The organism is Streptomyces sp. NPDC045968 (assembly GCF_056430475.1).
Genome location: NZ_JBWKLF010000003.1, coordinates 315,292 through 337,195 on the forward strand (window position 1 = coordinate 315,292; position 21,904 = coordinate 337,195).

General features: G+C 70.2%; 17 protein-coding genes. 11 read left to right on the forward strand and 6 right to left on the reverse strand.

Going from position 1 to position 21,904, the window contains the following annotated elements; all coding sequences use genetic code 11:
* Positions 1–116 precede the first annotated feature (116 nt).
* Positions 117–1,733, forward strand: a complete 1,617-nt coding sequence (gene metG, locus AC07FA_RS10905; protein WP_479074639.1) for a methionine--tRNA ligase — start codon at positions 117–119, stop codon at positions 1,731–1,733.
* A gap of 73 nt (positions 1,734–1,806) precedes the next feature.
* Here the strand turns inward: metG and AC07FA_RS10910 are convergent, their stop codons facing one another.
* Both AC07FA_RS10910 and aspS read right to left on the reverse strand, forming a co-directional pair.
* Entirely contained in the window at positions 1,807–2,568 is a 762-nt protein-coding gene (locus AC07FA_RS10910) for a L,D-transpeptidase family protein (RefSeq protein WP_479074640.1), read from the reverse strand.
* Positions 2,569–2,757: 189 nt separating this feature from the next.
* Positions 2,758–4,542: an aspartate--tRNA ligase gene (gene aspS, locus AC07FA_RS10915; protein WP_479074641.1), complete on the reverse strand. Its 1,785-nt coding sequence runs from the start codon at positions 4,540–4,542 to the stop codon at positions 2,758–2,760.
* A 141-nt stretch (positions 4,543–4,683) separates the two neighbouring features.
* Here aspS and AC07FA_RS10920 point away from each other — a divergent pair, with 141 nt between their 5' ends.
* Complete coding sequence (locus AC07FA_RS10920) at positions 4,684–6,783, forward strand: ATP-binding SpoIIE family protein phosphatase (protein WP_479074643.1); 2,100 nt, start codon at positions 4,684–4,686, stop codon at positions 6,781–6,783.
* Positions 6,784–6,808: 25 nt separating this feature from the next.
* On the opposite strand, the gene AC07FA_RS10925 is transcribed toward AC07FA_RS10920, so the two are convergent.
* From AC07FA_RS10925 to AC07FA_RS10935, 3 genes are all read right to left on the reverse strand, one after another.
* Complete coding sequence (locus AC07FA_RS10925; protein WP_479074644.1) at positions 6,809–7,930, reverse strand: AI-2E family transporter; 1,122 nt, start codon at positions 7,928–7,930, stop codon at positions 6,809–6,811.
* Positions 7,931–8,023: 93 nt separating this feature from the next.
* Positions 8,024–8,980, reverse strand: coding sequence for a pirin family protein (locus tag AC07FA_RS10930; RefSeq protein WP_479074646.1), 957 nt, complete (start codon positions 8,978–8,980; stop codon positions 8,024–8,026).
* A 142-nt stretch (positions 8,981–9,122) separates the two neighbouring features.
* Positions 9,123–9,563, reverse strand: coding sequence for an SseB family protein (locus AC07FA_RS10935; RefSeq protein ID WP_382726114.1), 441 nt, complete (start codon positions 9,561–9,563; stop codon positions 9,123–9,125).
* Positions 9,564–9,730: 167 nt separating this feature from the next.
* On the opposite strand from AC07FA_RS10935, the gene AC07FA_RS10940 reads away from it, so the two are divergent.
* The 3 genes from AC07FA_RS10940 to AC07FA_RS10950 all read left to right on the forward strand — a co-directional run bounded on the left by AC07FA_RS10940 (position 9,731) and on the right by AC07FA_RS10950 (position 13,700).
* On the forward strand, positions 9,731–11,557 hold the full coding sequence (locus tag AC07FA_RS10940) for an acyl-CoA dehydrogenase (protein WP_479074647.1): 1,827 nt from the start codon (positions 9,731–9,733) through the stop codon (positions 11,555–11,557).
* A gap of 83 nt (positions 11,558–11,640) precedes the next feature.
* A complete protein-coding gene (locus AC07FA_RS10945) occupies positions 11,641–12,285 on the forward strand; it encodes a hypothetical protein (protein WP_479074648.1) in 645 nt (214 codons plus the stop codon).
* 116 nt (positions 12,286–12,401) lie between these two features.
* The gene (locus AC07FA_RS10950) at positions 12,402–13,700 is read left to right on the forward strand and encodes a M18 family aminopeptidase (RefSeq protein WP_479074650.1); all 1,299 of its coding nucleotides are present in this window, start codon (positions 12,402–12,404) and stop codon (positions 13,698–13,700) included.
* 45 nt (positions 13,701–13,745) lie between these two features.
* Here the strand turns inward: AC07FA_RS10950 and AC07FA_RS10955 are convergent, their stop codons facing one another.
* On the reverse strand, positions 13,746–14,738 hold the full coding sequence (locus AC07FA_RS10955) for a GlxA family transcriptional regulator (protein ID WP_479074651.1): 993 nt from the start codon (positions 14,736–14,738) through the stop codon (positions 13,746–13,748).
* A 178-nt stretch (positions 14,739–14,916) separates the two neighbouring features.
* On the opposite strand from AC07FA_RS10955, the gene AC07FA_RS10960 reads away from it, so the two are divergent.
* The 6 genes from AC07FA_RS10960 to AC07FA_RS10985 all read left to right on the forward strand — a co-directional run bounded on the left by AC07FA_RS10960 (position 14,917) and on the right by AC07FA_RS10985 (position 21,718).
* Positions 14,917–15,507 (forward strand): cysteine hydrolase family protein, encoded by a 591-nt coding sequence (locus tag AC07FA_RS10960; RefSeq protein WP_479074652.1) that lies wholly within the window; start codon positions 14,917–14,919, stop codon positions 15,505–15,507.
* Positions 15,507–16,226: a cysteine hydrolase family protein gene (locus AC07FA_RS10965; RefSeq protein WP_479074654.1), complete on the forward strand. Its 720-nt coding sequence runs from the start codon at positions 15,507–15,509 to the stop codon at positions 16,224–16,226. Before AC07FA_RS10960 ends, AC07FA_RS10965 begins: the two co-directional genes overlap by 1 nt.
* Positions 16,227–16,402: 176 nt before the next feature.
* Positions 16,403–17,521: a hypothetical protein gene (locus AC07FA_RS10970; RefSeq protein ID WP_479074655.1), complete on the forward strand. Its 1,119-nt coding sequence runs from the start codon at positions 16,403–16,405 to the stop codon at positions 17,519–17,521.
* A gap of 138 nt (positions 17,522–17,659) precedes the next feature.
* Positions 17,660–17,878, forward strand: coding sequence for a DUF6458 family protein (locus AC07FA_RS10975; protein WP_479074656.1), 219 nt, complete (start codon positions 17,660–17,662; stop codon positions 17,876–17,878).
* A gap of 124 nt (positions 17,879–18,002) precedes the next feature.
* A complete protein-coding gene (locus tag AC07FA_RS10980) occupies positions 18,003–20,789 on the forward strand; it encodes an AfsR/SARP family transcriptional regulator (protein WP_479074657.1) in 2,787 nt (928 codons plus the stop codon).
* Positions 20,790–21,025: 236 nt separating this feature from the next.
* Complete coding sequence (locus AC07FA_RS10985) at positions 21,026–21,718, forward strand: DUF4232 domain-containing protein (RefSeq protein WP_479074659.1); 693 nt, start codon at positions 21,026–21,028, stop codon at positions 21,716–21,718.
* Positions 21,719–21,904 lie beyond the last annotated feature (186 nt).

Consider the following 21,904-nt stretch of genomic DNA (forward strand, 5'->3'; position numbering starts at 1 on the left):
TCACCGTCACGGCGGTGCCCGCCCCAGTGGCCGGGCACCGCCGTCGCCGTTCCGCCACCCCCCGTGAGCACTTATCCGTGCAAGTGGTTCTGCCGAGGGCCGTTAGGATTTCGACCATGGCGGCCACTGGAACCGAGAAGCAGGGATCGAGCGAAGGCGTGAAGGCCTTCTACGTATCGACCCCCATTTACTACGTCAACGACGCTCCTCACCTGGGCCACGCCTACACGACCGTCGCAGGCGACGTGCTCACGCGCTGGCACCGTCAGCGCGGCGAGAAGGTGTGGTTCCTCACCGGCACGGACGAGCACGGTCAGAAGATCATGCGCACGGCGGAAGCGAACAACGTCACCCCGCAGGCTTGGTGCGACAAGCTCGTCGAGGAGGCGTGGAAGCCCCTCTGGGAGCACCTGAACATCACGAACGACGACTTCATCCGTACGACGGAGAAGCGGCACACCGACCGTGTGCAGGAGTTCGTGCAGGACCTGTACGACAAGGACCAGATCTACAAGGGCGGGTACGAAGGCCCGTACTGCGTGGGCTGCGAGGAGTACAAGCTCCCCGGCGACCTCATCGAGGCCGAGGACGGCACCAAGCTGTGCCCCGTGCACAAGAAGCCGGTGGAGCTCCTCAAGGAGGAGAACTACTTCTTCAAGCTGAGTGAGTACGGTCCCAAGCTGCTGGAGTTCTACGCGGCCAACCCCGGCTTCATCCAGCCCGAGTCCGCCCGCAACGAGGTGCTGAACTTCGTCAAGCAGGGCCTCCAGGACCTGTCGATCTCGCGCTCGACCTTCGACTGGGGCGTCCCGGTGCCGTGGGACGAGAAGCACGTGATCTACGTGTGGGTCGACGCGCTGCTCAACTACGCGACGGCGGTCGGCTACGGCGCCAACCAGGAGAAGTTCGAGGCCACCTTCCCCGCCGACGTGCACCTCATCGGCAAGGACATCCTGCGCTTCCACTCGGTGATCTGGCCCGCGATGCTGATGGCGCAGGGGCTGCCGCTGCCCGGCAAGGTCGTCGCCAACGGCTGGCTGATGGTCGGCGGCGAGAAGATGTCCAAGTCGAACCTGACCGGCATCAAGCCGCAGGACCTGACCTCGCACTTCGGCGTGGACGCGTACCGCTGGTACTTCCTGCGTGCGATCGCGTACGGCAACGACGGCTCGTTCTCCTGGGAGGACTTCGCCGCCCGCTACACCTCCGAGCTCGCCAACGACTACGGCAACCTGGCCTCGCGCCTCGCCGCCATGGTCGGCAAGTACTTCGGCGGGGCGCTCCCGGAGGCCACGGCCGCCGGTGACGCCGAGCAGGCGGTGCAGGAGGGCCTGGCGAAGGCCGTCGCCACCGCCGACCGGAAGATCGGTGACGACCTCGACTTCCAGGCCGGCATCCTGGCGATCTTCGACTTCGTGAAGCAGGTCAACGGGTACATCACGGAGCAGGAGCCCTGGAAGGTCGCCAAGGACACGTCGCCCGAGGGTCAGGCCCGCCTCGCGACGATCCTGTACACCGCCGCCGACGCGCTGCGCGGTGTGGCCGTGCTGCTGAACCCGGTGATGCCGGAGACCTCGCAGAAGCTGTGGGAGTCCCTGGGCGCCGAGGAGTCCCTGGGCGCGCTGGCGGACCAGCGGGTGCAGGACGCGGGCACCTGGGGCCGGCTGAGCGCGGGTGCGACGGTGACGAAGGGTGCGGTGCTCTTCCCGCGCCTGGAGGAGAAGCCGGCGTAGCCGTCTCCCGACGACGACAGAGGGCCGGGACCGCGTGACGCGGTCCCGGCCCTCTCGTCTGCCGTCCGGCGTCTCACCGCCGCAGCGTCTCCCCGTCCCCCATCACGACCACCGGGTTCCTAGCGGGGTCGAGGGCACGCAGAAGGTCCTTCATCCGGGCCTCGGGAAGCGAGACGCAGCCCTGGGTCGGGCCGCCGTGGTCCACATGGAGCCAGATGCCGCCGCCCCGGTCCTCGCCGAGCGGACGCTCCCGGTCGAGGGGGGTGACACCGGGGGTGCGGTTGTAGTCGATGGCGACGACGTAGTCGAAGGACCCTTCGAGCGACTCTCCGAAGAACCCCTCACCGCTCGTCGCGAACCGCGGATGCTCGTCGTAAGGGAGCCGGGTCCCCGGGTCGGGGAGCCGCCCGCCCGCGTCGGAGAGGGTGAAGATTCCGACCGGCGACTTGAGGTCGCCCGCCACATGGAAGTCCGTCCAGCCCTCCATACCGTTGTGCGCGGGCCAGGGGCCCGCCTCCGCCCGCCAGCCCTTGGCGGGGTCGTCGCGGGCGTAGAGGACGACGGTGGACTGGTTGGAGTCGCGGGCATCGCCGGTGACCACGACCGCCTGCCGCGCGGTGGCGGGGATCGCGGCCCGGGTCCCCGGGCCGAGCGCCGGGATCTCCGCGGGGGGCCTGGGCGCCTTGGTGCGCCCGGCCGTGGGCATGGACTGGGGGCCCGGCGCACCGCGGGCGTCGGGGGGTGCGGCCGCTTCCGTGGTACAGGCGGCGAGGGGGAGGAGGAGTACGGCGAGGAGGGTGGTGAGGAGGACGTACGGACGGCGGGAAGCGGACACGGCGAGGGCTCCTGAGTGGGTCGGCTGACGCAGTCTCAGGTGGCATTCTTCGCCGGGCCCGCCCCTGACGCGCTCTCAGCCACGCCATCCGGCCGTACACGTCATACCCCTGCCGGGTCAGACACCCGTTCCGCACGTGAAAGAGCCCCCGGCCTGACGACCGGGGGCTGTTTCACGTGAAACGACGGGCTACTTCTCCGTCTTGTCCTTCGCCGAGGCGACCGGCTTGCGGAGCTGGATGTTCAGCTCGCGCAGACGGGACTCGTCCAGCTCGGACGGTGCGCCCATCATCAGGTCCTGGGCGTTGCCGTTGAGCGGGAAGGCGATCGTCTCGCGGATGTTGGGCTCGTCGGCGAGCAGCATCACGATGCGGTCGACGCCCGGGGCGATGCCACCGTGCGGCGGGGCGCCGAGGCGGAACGCGCGCAGCATGCCCGCGAACTCGCGCTCGACGGTCTCGGCCTCGTAGCCGGCGATCTCGAACGCCTTGATCATGACGTCGGGCTCGTGGTTACGGATGGCGCCGGAGGACAGCTCGATACCGTTGCAGACGATGTCGTACTGCCACGCCAGGATGTCCAGCGGGTCCTTCTCCTCCAGGTCCTTCATGCCGCCCTGGGGCATGGAGAACGGGTTGTGGGAGAAGTCGATCTTCCCGGTCTCCTCGTCCTTCTCGTACATCGGGAAGTCGACGATCCAGCAGAAGCGGAAGACGCCCTCCTCGAAGTGGCCGGAACGCTTGGCGGCCTCGACGCGGACGACGGACATGATCTTGGAGACCTCGTCGAACTCGCCCGCGCCGAAGAAGACGGCGTGGCCGGGAACGAGGGAGAGCCGCTCGGTGAGCGTCTTGATGTCCGCTTCGGTGAGGAACTTGGCGATCGGACCCGCCAGCGTGCCGTCCTCGCCCACGCGCACCCAGGCGAGGCCCTTGGCGCCGTGCTCGACCGCGTACGCGCCGAGGCCGTCGAAGAACTTCCGGGACTGGCCCGCGGTGTCCGGGACCGGCAGCGCGCGGACGTGCTTGCCGGCGAACGCCTTGAACTCCGAGTCCGCGAAGATGTCGGAGATGTCGACGAGCTCCAGCTGGGCCCGCAGGTCCGGCTTGTCGTTGCCGTACTTCAGCATCGACTCGCGGAACGGGATGCGCGGGAACGGCGAGGTGACGTGGCGGCCGTTGCCGTACTCCTCGAAGAGCTCGGTCATGAGCTTCTCGATCGGCTGGAAGACGTCCTCCTGCTCGACGAAGGACATCTCGACGTCGAGCTGGTAGAACTCGCCGGGCGAACGGTCCGCACGGGCGTCCTCGTCGCGGAAGCACGGCGCGATCTGGAAGTAACGGTCGAAGCCGGAGATCATCAGCAGCTGCTTGAACTGCTGCGGGGCCTGCGGCAGCGCGTAGAACTTGCCCGGGTTCAGCCGGGAGGGGACCACGAAGTCGCGGGCGCCCTCGGGGGACGTCGCGGCGAGGATCGGGGTCGCCATCTCGTTGAAGCCGAGGGCCACCATCTTGGAGCGGATGGAAGCGATGACGGACGAGCGCAGCATGATGTTGCGGTGCATGCGCTCGCGGCGCAGGTCGAGGAAGCGGTACTCCAGGCGCCGCTCCTCGTTGACCCCGTCCTCGGCGTTGATCGTGAAGGGCAGCGGGGCGGCCTCGCCCAGGACCTCCACCTCGGTGACCTCGATCTCGATGTCACCGGTCGGGAGCTCCGGGTTGACGTTGTCGGCACCGCGCGCGGAGACCTTGCCGTCGATGCGGACGACGGTCTCCTTCGTCAGCTTCGACAGGGCGTCGTTCCCGGGGGTGCCGGGGCGGGCGACGAGCTGCACCAGACCGTAGTGGTCGCGCAGATCGATGAAGAGGATGCCACCCAGGTCTCGGCGATTGTGCAGCCAGCCGCTCAGCCGGACGTCGGTGCCGACGTCAGAGGCGCGGAGCTCGCCGCAGGTGTGGGACCTGTACCGATGCATCGTCGTTCATCCAGTCTTAGCGATTCGGGGTGGATTGAGCCTCCCCAGGCTACCGCCCGTACGCGCACCGCAGCATTGCTGCTGTCCAGCGCCCCGTTCCCTCGGTGGCGACCTGCGCTCACATCTTCATAAAGTGGGGCAATGCGCACCGAGGAAGTCCTGGCCGCGATCGCGACCGGTCTGTGGCGCTGGGACAACGAAGCCGGGACGGTCACGCTCGACGCGGAGGCGGCCCGGCTTCTCGGCCTGCCCGCCGAGCCCGGCGACTACAGGGAGTCCCTGGTGCGCTCCCGGTTCCACCCGGTCGACTGGAACGAGATCTACGGGGTCGTGAATCTCGCTGTCGCGGAGGGCACCCTGGCCGAGGCCAGGCTGCGGATCGTGGACGAGCGGGGTCTGGTGCTCCGAATCGTCCGCAGCCGGTCGAGGCCGGTCATGCGCCCCGGGGGAGGCCCCGAGAGCTATGTACTGATGGGCACGCTCCAGGAGGTCGCCGAGCCGCAGCCGGACTCCACCGCCGCCCACACGGCCATCACCGGGGACTGGCGCCGCTCCCGTGAGGCGTTCCTGCTGGACGCGGGCCGGGCGCTGGCGGAGGCCGGGTCGACCGAGGAGGTCCTGCGGGTCGCCGCGTCACTCTCCATGCCGGGGTTCTCGCCGGACGGCCTCGCGGTCTTCGGCGTCGCGGGCGAGCGGCTGACGATCATCGGGCACCACGGCCACAACGTGGGCGACGAGGACCCCTTCGCCGACATGCCGCTGGACACCGACTATCCGGCCGCCGAGGTCGTACGGACGGGGCGGGCGATCTATCTGCCGTCGCCGGACGAGTACCGTCGGCGCTTCTCCGCCACCTGGCCGCTCGCCCGCCGCTTCGGGCGCCGCTCCTGGGCCTTCCTGCCGCTGGTCGCCTCGGGCCACACGATGGGCGCCTGGATGGCCGGGTTCCGGCATCCCGTGTCCTTCTCGCCGGACGAGCGTGCCGTGCTGACGACGGTCGCCCGGATGCTCGCCCAGGCCCTGGACCGCGCGGGGGCCGCCGAGACCGAACGCGAGCTGTCGCTGGGCCTCCAGCGCTCGATGATGCCGACCCTCGGACCGGACATCCCCGGGATGTCGGTGGCGGCGCGCTACATCCCGACCGGCGGCGGCCTCCAGGTCGGCGGCGACTGGTACGACATGATCCCGCTTCCCAGCGGCCGTATCGCGCTCGTCATCGGCGACGTCCAGGGCCACGACGTCCGGGCCGCCGGGCTCATGGGCCAGCTCCGGATCGCCCTGCGCGCCTACGCCTCCGAGGGGCACCGCCCCGACGCGGTGCTCTCCCGGGCCTCGCGCTTCCTCGCCGGCCTCACCGAGGAGCAGGGGGGCGGCGACGAGCGTGCCGCGCCGCGCTTCGCGACCTGTCTGTACGCGGAGGCCGATCCGGAGACCGGCACCCTGGACATCGCCCGGGCGGGCCACCCGGACCCGGTGGTGATCAGCGTCGACGGCACCGCGGTGATCCGGCAGACCGCGGGCGGGCTGCCGCTGGGGATCGAGGCCGACTCGGACTATCCGACGACGAGGGTCGTCCTGGAACCGGGCGAGACGATCATGCTCTGCACGGACGGGCTCATCGAGACCGGCGGGCACGACATGGCGACCGGCTGGAACCGGCTCCGGCCGGTCCTGGAGGAGCCTGCCGAGGACCTGGAGAAGCTCGCCGACGCCCTCGTACAGGCCGTGCACGGCCCGACGTCCCACTACACGACCGGGCCACTGGCGGACCGGCGCGAGGACGACATCGCCCTCCTGGTGCTCCGCCGCGAGGGCACCACGACCCGGCAGGCGCCCCCGCGCCGCACCGCCATGACCATCGCCCAGGCCGAACCCGAACGGATCGCGGCGGCGCGGCAGCAGCTGCGCGAGCTGCTGCACGACTGGGCCGACCCTGAGCAGATCGACTCGGCGGTGCTGATGCTCTCCGAGATGGCCACCAACGTGCTCGTCCACACGGACGGCGACGCGCTGATGGTCGCGGAGGTGAGCGGGGAGCGCGGTGAACGGCGGCTGCGCGTGCAGGTCGCCGACGGCAGCGACGAGCTTCCGCACAAGCGCCGGCCCGGGGAGATGGCGTCCAGCGGGCGGGGCCTCGTCCTGATGGAGATGCTGGCCGACACGTGGGGCGTGGACCCGCGGGGCGAGGGGAAGTCGATCTGGTTCGATCTGCTGGAGACGCAGGAGCGGGCGGATCCGTGACCACGGGCGTGGTCGCTCCGGCCCCTCAGGCCCGGGACGAGCCGGCTTCGCCGGGCGGGCCACCGTCCCCGGACGGGACCGATGGCGGGCCACCATCGGACTCCGGAGCGCCGTAGTCCTTCCGCAGCTGTCCCAGGACACCGAACGCCGCCGCGCACAACGGCACCGCGAGCAGCATGCCCAGGACACCCGCGACGCCGGCACCCGCGGTCAGGGCGATCATGATCATGGCGGGGTGCATCTGGACCGTACGGCTCTGGATCACCGGCTGGAGAACGTGGCCCTCCAGCACCTGCACCGCCAGCACCACCCCGAGGGCCCAGAGCGCGATGACGATCCCCCGGTCGGCGAGCGCGACCAGGACGGCCACCGCGCCGGAGACGAAAGCCCCGAGATACGGGATGTAGGCCCCCACGAAGACCAGCGCCCCCAGGCCCACCGCCCCCGGGACGTCCAGGATCAGCAGGCCCACGGTGATGCACAGGGCGTCGATCAGCGCGATGAACGTGGTGCCCCGCATGAAGCCCTCGACGGCCTCGAAGGCCCGCCGCCCCATGGCCTCCACCAGGTCGCCGGTGCCGCGCGGGGCGATGGTGTGGGCGAGATGCGCGGCCCGGTCGGAGTCGCGCAGGAAGAAGAAGGTGAGCAGCAGGGCCAGCACGCCGGTCGCCACGAAGGAGCCGAGCAGACTGATACCGCTGAGCAGACCGCCGGCCGCGCTGGCGCCGAACTTCTCGAAGAGTTTCTTGGCGTTGTCGGCGAGGTCGTCCACGTTCGCGCCGTCCTCGACGCCGAAGTGGTCGATGACCCACTGGCCGGCGTCCTTGAGCGAGTCCACGATCTGGCCGCCGGTGTCGATGAGCGCGGTGACGACGATGTACCCGGCACCGCCGGCCACGGCGACGAGCGCGGCGCAGGTCAGTCCGGCGGCCAGGGACCTGTTCACCCCGCGGGCGGTCAGCCAGCGGTGGACGGGGCCGAGCAGCGCCGTACCGAGCAGTGCGAGCAGGACCGGCGTGACCGCCGTCTTGAACACGATGCACAGCCAGATGGCCACCGCGGCGACACCGGCGACGAGGAGCATGACGCCGCACCAGGCGGCTGTCCGGCGCGCACCGTCGGGCAGGAGAGGCTTCTGGGTAGGCACTCTCCCACCCGACCACGGTGCGGGCGCGGTGGCCCGCCCGCGCGGGCGTACGGGTGACGGCCCGTCACCCGCCGTCCGTGGGCGGGCAGGGCGTCACATTCCGTGGACCGCCGGAACCGTGCCGAGACGACCGGCCTGGAAGTCTTCGAACGCCTGCTTCAGCTCGGCCTGACTGTTCATCACGAACGGCCCGTAGTGCGCCATCGGCTCACGGATCGGACGGCCGCCGAGCAGGACGATCTCCAGGTCGGGGGTGTTGCCGTCCTGGACCTCGTCCGCGCGGAAGGTCAGCGAGGAACCGCTGCCGAGAACGGCCGTCTGCCCCTGGTGGACGGGCCTCCGCTCCGCACCGGCCGTACCGCGCCCGGCCAGCACGTACGCGAGTGCGTTGAAGTCCTCGCGCCACGGCAGGGTCACCTCGGCGCCGGGGCGGACGGTGGCGTGGATCATCGTGATCGGGGTGTGGGTGATCCCGGGGCCCTCGTGCCCGTCGAGCTCACCGGCGATGACGCGGAGCAGCGCGCCGCCGTCCGGGGAGGCGAGGAGCTGGACCTGACCGCCGCGGATGTCCTGGTAGCGGGGGGCCATCATCTTGTCGGCCTTGGGAAGGTTCACCCAGAGCTGGAGGCCGTGGAAGAGGCCGCCGGACATGACGAGGGACTCCGGCGGCGCCTCGATGTGCAGCAGCCCGGAGCCTGCCGTCATCCACTGGGTGTCGCCGTTCTCGATGGTGCCGCCGCCCCCGTTGCTGTCCTGGTGGACGAAGGTTCCGTCGATCAGATAGGTCACGGTCTCGAAGCCGCGGTGCGGGTGCCAGGGAGTTCCCTTCGGCTCACCGGCCGCGTACTCCACCTCACCCATCTGGTCCATCATGATGAACGGGTCGAGGTGCTTGTAGCTGATGCCCGCGAACGCGCGGCGCACCGGGAAGCCCTCCCCCTCGAACCCGGTGGGCGCGGTCGTGACAGCGAGCACGGGGCGGGCCACCGCGTCGCCCTGGGCCGCGACCTTGGGCAGGCTCAGCGGGTTTTCGACGGTCACTGCGGGCATGGGAAGCCACCTCCGGGATTGTCCTGATTCCAATTTAGTTGAATGGTGAACATCCTGCAAGGGCGGACGCATTCCCGCCCGTGCCCGGACAGCGGAAAGGGCCCGCACCGCATCGGTACGAGCCCTTCAGGACAGGCGGGAATCAGCCATACATGCGACGCATCGCGAAGTCGACCATCTGCTCCACGGCCTTGGCGTCGAAGACCATGCGGTGATCGCCCTCCATGTCGAGGACGAAGCCGTACCCGGTGGGCAGCAGGTCGATCACCTCGGCCCCGGTGATCACGAAGTACTTGGACTCCTTGCCCGCGTACAGCCGCAGCTCCTTGAGCGTGGTGAACATGGGGATCACCGGCTGCTGGGTGTTGTGGAGGGCCAGGAAACCCGGGTTGTCACCGCGCGGGCAGTAGACCTTCGAGGTCGCGAAGATCTGCTGGAAGTCCTCCGCCGACAGGGAGCCCGTGGTGAAGGCCCGGACCGCGTCCGCCAGGGACGGCGGCGAGGGTTCGGGATACAGCGGCTGCTCGCCGTAGCCGCCACCCATCTGCTGCTGCGCGCCCGGGGTCTGGTCATAGCCGTACATGCCGCAAAGAGTAATCGGACACATCAACCCCTTGAGGGGTTGCGTCTTATTACTGACGGGTAGCATCATCGTAGAGGTCAGCTGTTATACCCACGCCAGCTCGTCGCCCGACCCTCACCCCTCCCCGGGGCGCTGCGCGCCACTGCTATTGATTACGGAGCCTTCCCATGGGGCACTACAAGTCGAATCTCCGCGACATCGAGTTCAACCTCTTCGAGGTCCTCGGGCGCGACAAGGTGTACGGCACCGGCGCGTTCGCCGAGATGGACGTCGACACCGCGAAGACCATCCTCGACGAGGTCAACCGCCTCGCGGAGAACGAGCTCGCCGACTCCTTCGCGGACGCCGACCGCAACCCGCCGGTCTTCGACCCGGAGACCAACACCGCTCCGGTCCCGGCCTCCTTCAAGAAGTCGTACCAGGCGTTCATGGACTCCGAGTACTGGCGCCTGGGCCTGCCCGAGGAGATCGGCGGCACCACCTCGCCGCGCTCCCTGATCTGGGGCTACGCGGAGCTGCTGCTCGGCTCGAACCCGGCCGTCTGGATGTACTCCTCCGGCCCGGCCTTCGCCGGCATCCTCTTCGACGAGGGCAACGAGGCGCAGAAGAAGATCGCGGAGATCGCCGTCGAGAAGCAGTGGGGCTCGACGATGGTGCTGACCGAGCCCGACGCGGGTTCGGACGTCGGCGCCGGCCGCACGAAGGCCGTCGAGCAGGAGGACGGCTCCTGGCACATCGAGGGTGTGAAGCGCTTCATCACCTCGGGCGAGCACGACATGTCCGAGAACATCCTCCACTACGTGCTGGCGCGCCCCGAGGGCGCGGGCCCCGGCACCAAGGGCCTGTCGCTCTACATGGTCCCGAAGTTCCACTTCGACTGGACCACCGGCGAGCTGGGCGAGCGCAACGGCGTGTACGCGACGAACGTCGAGCACAAGATGGGCCTCAAGGCGTCCAACACGTGCGAGATGACGTTCGGCGACCAGCACCCCGCCAAGGGCTGGCTGGTCGGTGACAAGCACGACGGCATCCGCCAGATGTTCCGCATCATCGAGTTCGCCCGCATGATGGTCGGCACGAAGGCCATCGCCACCCTGTCGACGGGTTACCTGAACGCGCTGGAGTACGCCAAGGAGCGCGTCCAGGGCACCGACCTGTCGCAGTTCATGGACAAGACGGCCCCCAAGGTCACCATCACGCACCACCCCGACGTGCGCCGCTCGCTCATGACGCAGAAGGCGTACGCGGAGGGCATGCGCTCCCTCGTGCTGTACACCGCCTCCGTCCAGGACGCGATCCAGGAGACGGAGGCCGCGGGCGAGGACGCGAAGGCGCTGCACGGCCTCAACGACCTGCTGCTCCCGATCGTGAAGGGCTACGGCTCCGAGAAGTCGTACGAGCAGCTCGCGCAGTCGCTCCAGACCTTCGGTGGCTCCGGTTACCTCCAGGAGTACCCGGTCGAGCAGTACATCCGCGACGCCAAGATCGACACCCTGTACGAGGGCACGACGGCGATCCAGGGCCAGGACTTCTTCTTCCGGAAGATCGTCCGCGACCAGGGTGCTTCCCTGAACACGCTCTCCGAGGAGATCAAGAAGTTCCTCGCCGAGCACCAGGGCAACGAGGAGCTCAGCGCCTCGGTCGACTCGCTCGCCAAGGCGGCCGTGGACCTGGAGGCGATCGTCGGCACGATGATCACCGACCTCACCGCGACCGGCGAGGACGTCAAGAACATCTACAAGGTGGGCCTCAACACCACCCGCCTGCTGATGGCCTCCGGCGACGTCGTCGTCGGTTACCTGCTGCTCAAGGGCGCGGCCGTGGCCGCCGAGAAGCTGCCGACCGCTTCCGCGAAGGACCGCGCCTTCTACCAGGGCAAGATCGCCGCCGCGAAGTTCTTCGCCGCGAACATCCTGCCGGGCGTGGGCGCCGAGCGCGCGCTCGCGGAGACCGTCGACAACTCGCTGATGGAGCTGGACGAGGCCGCGTTCTAAGCCTTCCGTCCGGATCAGGCCCGCCCCTCCCCGGGGCGGGCCTTCTCTATGATCGGCGTCCGGCGCGAGAAGGAGATGTGATCGTGAGTTCGATGCGGGCAACTGGCATACACCGGGCGGCGCGTGGGGCGGTGGTGGCAGCGGCGGCTCTGCTGCTGCTCGCGGGCTGCGGCGGGGACACCGAGGACGAGGTGGCCGCCCTGGACGAGGCACAGGTCGCCTCGGTGCTGCCGGACGAGGACGCGATGCCGGGCTGGGAACGCACCGAGAAGCCGTCCACCTCCCCGATGAACGACCTCATGCGGAGCAGCCTCTGCGCGAACAAGGGCAACAAGGGGTGCGAGGAGTCCGCGTTCATGGGGACGGTCTCCTTCATGAACGAGAAGAAGAAGACCAAGGCCCTGTTCTGGATGATCGCGTACAAGAACGAGAAGGCCGCCGAGGCCGCGTACGGCGTCCAGTGGAAGAACACCACGCGTAACGCCGGCAAGGAGAAGGCCGACCTCGGACAGGTCGGCGCGCAGCGTGACGCACGGCTGAGGAGGCTGTACGGCGGCAGCCTCGGAGTCACCGGCCAGATACGGGTCGGCACCACGGTGCTGTTCTTGGGGTCGGACGCGATGAGCGAGGAAGCACCCGACAAGGAGCTCACCAAGGACCTCGCGGCGCTGTTCTCCGAGCGCGCGCAGCAGGCCCAGAACGGCGACGAACCGTCCGCGAAGCTCTGACCCGGCGGCCTCCCGGCGGAAGGAACCGGGCGTAACACCCTTCTCCGCGCGTCCGGCATGTGCCACCCCGGGGCAACCGTGAAGTGTCCCGGCCCACCGTCGTTACAGTGAAGAACATGAGTTCTCCCCTCCGCTTCGACCGCGGGCACACCGACGACCTGATGGCCTTCCTGATGGCCAGCCCCTCCCCCTACCACGCGGTGGCTTCCGCCGCGGCGCGGCTGGAGAAGGCCGGTTTCCGGCAGGTCGAGGAAACCGCGGCCTGGGACGCCACCACCGGCGGGAAGTACGTTCTGCGGGGCGGGGCGATCATCGCCTGGTACGTGCCGGAGGGCGCCGAGGCGCACACCCCGTTCCGGATCGCCGGGGCGCACACCGACTCGCCGAACCTCCGGGTGAAGCCGCTGCCCGACACCGGTTCGTACGGCTGGCGCCAGGTCGCCGTCGAGATCTACGGCGGCACGCTCCTGAACACCTGGCTCGACCGGGACCTGGGCCTCGCAGGCCGGATCTCGCTGCGGGACGGCACGCACCGGCTGGTCAACATCGACCGGGCACTCCTGCGCGTACCGCAGCTGGCCGTCCACCTGGACCGGTCGGCCAACACCGACGGCCTCAAGCTCGACCGGCAGAAGCACATGCAGCCGATCTGGGGACTGGGCGACGTCGAGGAGGGCGACCTGATCCGCTTCGTCGCCGAGGAGGCGGGCGTCGACGCCGGGGACGTGACCGGCTGGGACCTCATGCCGCACGCCATCGAGCCGCCGTCCTACCTGGGCCGCGACCGTGAGCTGCTGGCCGGCCCCCGGATGGACAACCTCCTCTCGGTGCACGCGGCGACCGCCGCGCTCGCCGCCGTCGCCGGTCAGCCGGACGACGAGATTCCGTACATCCCGGTGCTCGCCGCCTTCGACCACGAGGAGAACGGCTCGCAGTCCGACACCGGCGCCGACGGCCCGCTGCTCGGCACCGTCCTGGAGCGCTCGGTGTTCGCCCGCGGCGGCACCCTCGAAGACCGTGCCCGCGCCTTCGCCGGCACCGTCTGCCTCTCCTCCGACACGGGGCACGCGGTGCACCCCAACTACGCGGAGCGCCACGACCCGACGCACCACCCGGTGGCCAACGGCGGACCGATCCTCAAGGTCAACGTCAACATGCGGTACGCGACCGACGGCAGCGGCCGGGCCGTGTTCGCGGCGGCGTGCGAGAAGGCCGGCGTGCCGTGGCAGACCTTCGTCTCCAACAACGCGATGCCGTGCGGCACGACGATCGGACCGATCACGGCGGCCCGTCACGGCATCCAGACCGTCGACGTCGGTGTCGCGATCCTGTCGATGCACAGCGCCCGTGAACTGTGCGGCGCCGACGACCCGTATCTGCTGGCGAACGCGCTCACGGCGTTCCTGGCGGGCTGACACCGCCGGTGGCCCCCCTGCCGACGGGACGGCAGGGGGGCGCCGTCATGCCGGGCTGGTCCGGAACCGGCGCCGGTACTCCGTGGGTGTCGTGTCGAGCCTGCGGCGGAAGGCCCTGACCAGGGTGTCGATGGTGCCGAACCCGCAGGCGGACGCGACGCGTTCGAGGGTGGCGTCGGTGGATTCGAGCTGGTTGCGCGCCATCTCGACACGGACCGACTCGATGTAGGCATGCGGGGTCGTGCCGAGCTCGCTCTTGAAGATCCGGGTGAGCTGCCGGTCGCTGATGTGGCCGCAGGCCGCGAGGTCCGCGACGGTGAGCGGTTCGCTGATGTTGCGCATGATGTAGTGGCGGAGGTCCTCGATGCGCCGGGTCGTGGAGACCTGTTCCAGCGGAACACTGAACTGGCTCTGGCCACTTGGCCGCTTCAGGTACATCACGAGCTGACGGGCGACCCGCAGCGCGATGGCCTCGCCGAGATCGTCGGCGATGAGGGCGAGCGACAGATCGAGGCAGGCGCTGATCCCCGCGCCGGTCCACACGTCCCCCTGGCGGATGAAGATCGGATCGGCGTCGACCTCGACCATGGGATGGTCGGCGGCGAGCTGTTGCGCGGTCGACCAGTGAGTGGTGGCGCGCTTGCCGTCGAGGAGTCCGGCCGCGGCGAGGATGTGCGCTCCGACGCAGACGGAGGTGACCCTTCGGGTCCGCCCGGCCAGCTGTTCCACCCGGCGGACCACAGCGGGGTCGGTGAGCGGGTGCACGCGGCCGTGGCTGTCGACCTCCACCGCGCCGGGCACGAGGAGGGTGTCGATGCTCCTCGTGGAGAGCTCGTCGAAGGTGATGTCGGGGAGGATGCGGACCCCGGCGGCCGTGGTGACCGGGTCCATCGTCTCGGCGGCGAGGACCACGTCGTACCCCGCCGCTTCGTCCGTCTCGCGTCGCGCGAGGGAGAACACCTCCGGTGGTCCGGTGACGTCGAGCAGGTCGACGCCTCCGAAGAGGACGATGACGATCAGTCGTTCGACGGTGCTCACGAGGCCCCCGGGGTCGTCAACTGCGGTGTCGGTAGCCGCGGTGTCGGTATCTGCGATGTCGGTATCTGCATGCTAGATGACATTGCCGACACGCAGGGGTGGGCCATAGCGTCTTGAGTGCAGCCCGCCGCACCGGCGGGCCGCCCTCCCCGACACCACACCCTCAGGCGGTACCCCCATGCCTCGGACAACCCTGCGCCAGCTCAACGGCTTCGACGACACCCCCGCGAAGCTCGCGGATTCGACGCTGGTCCTCATCGACTACCAGAACACGTACACGACCGGCGTGATGGAGCTGGACGGCTGGCAGGCCGCGCTCGACGCCGCCGCCGACCTGCTGGCCCGGGCCCGCCGGGAGGGCGCGAAGGTCATCCACGTCATCAACGACGGCGGCGAAGGCACCCCGTACGACATCCGCGCCGAGATCGGCCAGATCCACCCGAGCGTCGCGCCGGCCGACGGCGAGCCCGTCGTCGTCAAGCAGGCCCCGAACGCCTTCGTCGGTACCGACCTGGACCAGCACGTCGACGCGGCGGGCAGGAACGACCTCGTCATCGCCGGGTTCATGACGCACATGTGCGTGGCGTTCACCGCTCAGGGCGCCTTCCTGCGCGGCAACAAGCCCACCGTCGTGGCCGATGCCAGTGCCACCCGCGCGCTGCCGGTCGCCGGCACCGAACTGGACGCCTGCCAGGTGCACTACAGCGCCCTCGCCACCATTGCCGACCTGTACGGGGTCGTCGTTCCGTCACAGAAGGAGATCTCCTGATGAAGCTGCTGCGTTCCGTCGTCGCGCTGGGTGCCGCCACCGTTCTGGCGGCCACCGCCACCGCGTGCGGCACTAGTTCCGAGGCCGCACCGCGCGAGGACAAGCCGTCAGCACCCGCCGCCGAGAAGAACGTCGCGAAGGACACGACGACGCTGCGGGAGCTCAACAAGTTCGACGAGACCCCGGCCACGCTCGCCGACGCGACGCTCATCCTCGTCGACTACCAGAACACCTACACCGAGGGTGTGATGGAACTCGACGGATGGAAGCCGGCCGTCAACAACGCCGAAGCGCTGCTGAAGCGGGCCCGTGCGGCGGGCACACCCGTCATCCACATCGTCGACAAGGGCTACGACCTGAAGTCGGAGGCAGGCGCGATCATCCCGGCGCTCAAGCCGGCCAAGGGTGAGCCCGTCGTCGAGAAGAGCGTTCCCAACGGCTTCCACGGCACCGATCTCGCCGAGAAGGTCAAGAAGGCCGGGAACGAGAACGTCATCATCGCCGGGTTCATGACGAACATGTGCACCCTGTTCACCACCCAGGGCGCGTTCCTCAACGGCAACAAGCCGACCGTCGTCGCGGACGCCTCCGCGACCCGGCCGCTGCCGCTGAACGGCAAGCCGAACGGCATCCCCGCGCAGCAGGTCCACGAGGCCGCCCTCGCCACGGTCCAGGACCTCTACGGAGTCGTGGTTCCGTCGCAGAAGTCCCTGAGCTAGGCACTCCCTCCAGGGCTTCGCGGCTCCACCGCGTCCCCCTCGCGGAACTTCTCTCCCCCCACCCCTGAGTTTCTCCACTCCCCCCAGAATCCCCCCACCCCTGAACTCCCCCCACACAGCAAAGGAAGCACCACTCTCACCAGGAAAGACGGGGCATGGCAACACGTAGAGGATTCTTGGGTACCGCATCGGCCGTAGGGGCGGCCACGCTACTCACCGCAACACAGTCGGCCACCAGCGCGACGGCCGCACCGGCCGCGGGAATCACCGCGACCGACGAGAAGTCGGCACGGGACGCGATACGCAGCGTCAACACCGGGATGCGCGCGAACTACGCGTCCCTGAAGACGGAGCTGATCAAGCAGCTCAGCCCGGTCATCGTCGTCCAGAACAACGCCACCGGCGGACGCTTCACCCTCATCAACGACGGCCGGCAGATCGAGACGGTCGACCCGGTTCCGGAGTACTTCGAACTGGCCAAGTCCATCGCCCACATCCCCCTGGGCGTCTACTCGGTGATCGCCCCCTACCTCAGCGACCAGGTCCCCAACATCGCCAACGCGGAGCGCATCGACCCGCACGACCTGGACATGATCGTCTTCAAGGCCCCTGGCGACAAGGGCTGGATCACCCCGCTGAACGCCTACCGGACCACGCTGAACACGGCGCTCACCAAGCTGGGCACCGCGAACCTCCCGCTCGACCTGGAAGCGTCCTGCGAAAAGATCCTGCGGGAGGCCATCACCTTCATCGACACCTCCGTCAAGAACCAGACGTTCGACATGGTGTCCTTCAACCGGTTCGCCGCGACCGTCTACCCGTCCATCCGCGTCAACATGACCTTCGCCGCCACCGCCCAGATCAACGGCCTCGAAGGACTGATGAAGCGGTGGCGCACGCTGATCGGCGAAAAGGCGTGGAGCGACCTGTACGTCACGGTGCTGTCGATCTGGACCACGGCTGAGCTGAACCAGGCGTCCATCATCATCCGTCGCACCATGAACCAGGTGAAGGTGGACACCCACCTGATCGACCTGCCGACCGTGGAGACCCCCTCGGACCCGATCTTCGTGGCCCTGGACAACCTGGCACGCATCGTCCAGGACAACGTCGCCGCCGAGATGGTCTTCAACACCGACCTCAAGGTCGCCGACGCCCTCAAGGGCGAGGAGGACCTCCTCTCGGACGAAATCCTCCAGCAGATCGGCGGAACCGCACCGACCGCCAGGACCGCCGCCTTCGGGGCGGCGGCAGCCGGCACCTGCCCGATCACCGGGCAGACCGCGGCGGTGTGACCACCGGGCACCCCCGGCCCCAGCGGCCGGGGGTGCCCTGCTTCTTCCCGACTGCCGCCCGGCGCATGGTCGTTGCCGGGGCGGGTACGCGACCCGTACACCGGTCCGGAACCTCCGGGCCATCGAGGAGGCAGACCCATGGGACTCGGAGGGTGCATCATCCTCATCGGTGCGGGGGCAATTCTCGCCTTCGCCACCGACTGGAAAATGGATACCGTCAACGTCGACCTGGTCGGCTGGATCATGATGATCGTCGGCCTCATCGGCGTCTTCGCCTACGCGAGCATCGCGCGTCGCCGCCGCATGGTCGTACCGCCCACCGCCGTCGTGTCGGAGGACGAGCGCCGCTACCCGTGAGGCCCTTGCGGGGCGGCCGGTCCCACCTGGGACGACCTGGCATCAGGACGCTCCGGCGCCCCGATATTCTTGGGCGTACGCGCGCCCCGACCCGGGTGCGTCCGTCCCGCACTGAGAGGCACTCGTGGAGTTCCGGCTGCTCGGCACCGTCTCCATCGACACCCTCTCGGGTCCCCTCCCCCTGGGGCCCGCCAAACGCCGCAGCCTGCTCGCCGCCCTGCTGCTGCGCGCCAACACGCCTGTGTCGATCTCCCAGTTGACGGACGCGCTGTGGGACGACGAACCCCCGCTGCACGCCCGTACCGTCATCCAGGGCCATGTGTCCCGGCTGCGCGCCCTCCTGATGGGGGCCGACGCCGAGGCGTACGAGGTGGAACTGACCACGCTCGGTGACGCCTATCTGCTGCGGGTTCCGGAATCGCTGCTCGACTCGCAGCGGTTCGAGGAACTGCTCATGCTGGCCCGGGAACAGCGCAGCGCCACCGACACCGTGCTGATGCTCAAGGAAGCCCTCGCGCTCTGGCAGGGCCCGCCGCTCACGGGGGTGTTCGCCGGCCCGCCGCTCCAGGCCGCCGCGCACTCGCTGGAGGAGTCACGGCTGGCCACCGTCGAGCAGCTGGCCGGTGCCTACGCCCGCCTGGGGGAGCACAACCGGGCCGCCGCGGTGCTGCGGGCGGAGGCCGTGGCACACCCGATGCGGGAGTCCCTGGCGGCGGCGCTGATGACGGCCCTGTACCGGTCGGGACGGCAGTCGGAGGCCCTGGACTGGTTCCACCGCACCCGGCGGCTGCTCGCCGACGAGCTGGGCGTCGACCCGGGACGGGAACTCGCCGACGCGTACGCGCTGATCCTGCGCGGTGATCCGGAGGCCGCACGGCACGCCGACGACGCCCCCGGCCCGGCCCGGCTCCGCCCGGCGGCCATCGCCGTCGACGTACCGGCCCCCCTCACCCCGGCGCGCGCCCTCGTCCCGGCGCACCCCGGCATCGAGCCCCACACGGCCGACCTGCTGCCCCGCGCACCCCGCGGCTTCCACGGGCGGCTCCCGGAGCTGGCCTCGCTCTCCCGGGCAGCGGCGGGCGAGTCCCCCATCTGCCTGGTCACCGGGCCGACGGGCATCGGCAAGACGGCGCTCGCCCTCCAGTGGGCGCACCGCAACATCGCGGCCTTCCCCGACGGACGGCTCTTCGCCGATCTGCGCGGCTTCAGCGACACCGGGGAACCGGAACCGCTGGAGATCCTGCGCGAATTCCTCCTCGCGCTCGGCGTCGCACCGCGCCGCGTCCCCGAATCCGTCCCGGCCGCCGCCGCGCTCTTCCGGTCCATGACCGCCCGGCGCAGTCTGCTCGTCGTACTCGACAACGCCCGTGACTCCGCCCAGCTCAGGCCGCTGCTGCCGGGCGGCACCGACTGCGTCACCGTGGTCACCAGCCGCCACCGGCTCGAAGGCATCATCGCCTCGGACGCGGCCCGGCCCGTCCCGCTCGACATCCTCGATCCGCAGGACGGCGTGGCCCTGCTGGCCGGCGTACTCGGCGAGGAGCGGGTGCTCGCCGAACCGGTCGCGGCCCGTCGCCTCGCCGAGCTCTGCGGCGGGCTGCCGCTCGCCCTGCGGGTCACGGCGGCCCGGCTGTCCGGCCGCCCCCAGCGCACCCTGGCCGGCACGGCCGCCGAACTGGCCGACGAGCAGAGCCGGCTGACCTACCTCGAAGGCGAGGACACCGGCGTCTCCGCGGCGCTGCGCCTGACCGTGCAGCAACTGCCCCCCGAGGCCGTCCACCACTTCGCCCGCCTCGGCCACCACCCCGGCGGTCACTTCGACCCGTACACGGCCGCCGCGCTCGCCGGGAGCGACCCGGTCACCGCGGCGACGGCGCTGGAACGTCTCGGCGCCGCCCATCTCGTCACCGAGACGTCGCCCGGCCGCTGGGTCCTGCACGACCTCGTGCGCCTGTACGCCCGAGGTCTGGACCCGGCGTCGGGACGCGAAGCCCTCACCGGCGTCCTCGACCACTACATCGCGACCGCGCTCGCCGCCGCCGACACGGCCGAACCCGGCGGCGAGTCCTGCTTCGTCCTGCCGGACGACTTCCACCGCCCCACCGCCGTACGCGACTTCGCCGACCGGGCGGAGGCGATGAACTGGCTGGCCGGCGAACGTGAGGACCTGACCCTGGCGGCCGCCGCCGCCCGTACCGCAGGTCTCGACGACCGGTCCTGGCGGATCATCCTGCTCCAGTGGCCCCAGGTGGTGTGGCGGGTACGGGACAACTGGACCCCGATGCTGGAGACGGCCCTCGCCGCCGCGCGCGCCCTCGGCGATCCGTACGCCGAGTCACGGGTGACCACGCTGCTGGGCTGGGTCCTGACCGAGGAGGGCAGGACCGCCGAGGCCGTCGCCCTGCTGGAGCGCTCCCCGGGTCTCGCCCGGCAGGCGGACGACCGGCTCGGCGAAGCGACCGCGCTGATCAACCTGGCCATCGTGCAGGCCGAGCAGGGCGATCTCGACCTGGCACTGGAGGGGTGCGCGCGCGCCATCGAGCTGGCCCGCGAGGAGCCCGACGCGCACACCGAGATGCTCGGCCTGCAACACCTCGCCCGGATGCAGCTCGCCGCGGACCGGCCGCAGGAGGCCCTCGACTCCGCCCGTGCCGCCCTCGATCTCGGTCCCGAGCACGAGGAGGCGGCCCGCCGGGTGCTGCTCACGACCGTCTGCGGCGAGGCCCATCTGGCGCTGGGCGCGAAGAGCGACGGCATCCGGCTGCTGGACCGGGCCGCCCGGGAGGCGGAAGACACCGGCTTCAGCGAGGGTGCGGTACGGGCCCTCGGGGCGTTGTGGCAGGTCACGGCGGACCCGGACCACGGCAGGCGGTACGAGCAGGCGGTACGCAGGCTCTCCGACGACGGGTGATGCCGCGGGTCGACGGGGGCGTGCGCGAGGTTCCCCGGCAGACATCGGCGGGACGTTAGCGGCACGACAGCGAAACGTCACCGCCGGACGGCAGACTCATGGATGTCAGCAGGTCAGGGGCGTCTCACCGCAGCAAGCGGGGCCGCTCGGGACCGCTGCACCACTCAGACCGTCGACCGTCGGACCGAACCACCGGACGCGTCGGACACCACACCACCCGACCCGGGGGAACTCTCATGCGTACGTCCCGTCACCGCTCCGCCCTGCTCGCCGCCGCGACCACGGCCGCACTCGCCCTCGCCCTCACCGCCTGCAACGGCGAGGACACCGGAACGAAGTCCGCCGGCCCGGCCGACAGCAGCTCCGCACCGGCCGCCGCGGCCGAAGGCTCCTCGCAGGACACCGGCACCGCCAAGAACGCCGGCACCGCGAAGGAAACGACCCCCGCGCAGAGCACCGGCTCCGGCACCGACACCGCCGACCAGTCCACCGGTGACGCCGCCGCAGCCGCGCCGACCTGCACCACCAAGGACGTCGCCATCAGCGCCGCCCGCCAGGACGGCCCGCCCTACACGCACATCGTCCTGACGGCGAAGAACACCTCCGGCCACAGCTGCACGATCAAGGGCTTCCCCAAGGTCCAGTTCCTGGAGAGCCACAAGGAGGACGTGCCCGCTGTCGCCAAGAGCAAGCCGGCCGCCCCGGTCGTCCTGACGGCCGGCGCCCCCGCGTACGCCGTCGTGAAGCTGTCCGACGGTGGCGTCGACGAGGAGAACGAGCCGGTGACCGCCTTCGCCGTGTGGCTGGAGGGCGGCGACGGCATGGCCACCGTGAAGGCACCCGGCGCCGGTGGCATCGCCGTCGACCCGGCCGTCTGGGCGACCGGCTACTGGACCCCTGAACTCCGCAACGGCGCCGACGACTTCTGAGCGCCGGCTCCCTGAGCGGAGCGCGGGCTCCCGCCACCCCCGACGGGACGCGGGCCGGCCCCCTGAACGGCCCGCGGGACCGGGCCGGTGGGGTCCCCCGGACCGGGGCCGCCCGTGGCTCCTGCGGGGGGGAGGAGGGGGAGGGGTAGTTGTTCATCCCTCCGAGGACCAGCGGTAGCCGGGGAA

Excerpts from the sequence above, each read along its gene's own strand:
- metG (WP_479074639.1), top strand. The coding sequence starts at position 117 with ATGGCGGCCACTGGAACCGAGAAGCAGGGATCGAGCGAAGGCGTGAAG.
- aspS (WP_479074641.1), bottom strand. The coding sequence starts at position 4,542 with ATGCATCGGTACAGGTCCCACACCTGCGGCGAGCTCCGCGCCTCTGAC.
- AC07FA_RS10920 (WP_479074643.1), top strand. The coding sequence starts at position 4,684 with ATGCGCACCGAGGAAGTCCTGGCCGCGATCGCGACCGGTCTGTGGCGC.
- AC07FA_RS10930 (WP_479074646.1), bottom strand. The coding sequence starts at position 8,980 with ATGCCCGCAGTGACCGTCGAAAACCCGCTGAGCCTGCCCAAGGTCGCG.
- AC07FA_RS10935 (WP_382726114.1), bottom strand. The coding sequence starts at position 9,563 with ATGTACGGCTATGACCAGACCCCGGGCGCGCAGCAGCAGATGGGTGGC.
- AC07FA_RS10940 (WP_479074647.1), top strand. The coding sequence starts at position 9,731 with ATGGGGCACTACAAGTCGAATCTCCGCGACATCGAGTTCAACCTCTTC.
- AC07FA_RS10950 (WP_479074650.1), top strand. The coding sequence starts at position 12,402 with ATGAGTTCTCCCCTCCGCTTCGACCGCGGGCACACCGACGACCTGATG.
- AC07FA_RS10960 (WP_479074652.1), top strand. The coding sequence starts at position 14,917 with ATGCCTCGGACAACCCTGCGCCAGCTCAACGGCTTCGACGACACCCCC.
- AC07FA_RS10965 (WP_479074654.1), top strand. The coding sequence starts at position 15,507 with ATGAAGCTGCTGCGTTCCGTCGTCGCGCTGGGTGCCGCCACCGTTCTG.
- AC07FA_RS10975 (WP_479074656.1), top strand. The coding sequence starts at position 17,660 with ATGGGACTCGGAGGGTGCATCATCCTCATCGGTGCGGGGGCAATTCTC.
- AC07FA_RS10985 (WP_479074659.1), top strand. The coding sequence starts at position 21,026 with ATGCGTACGTCCCGTCACCGCTCCGCCCTGCTCGCCGCCGCGACCACG.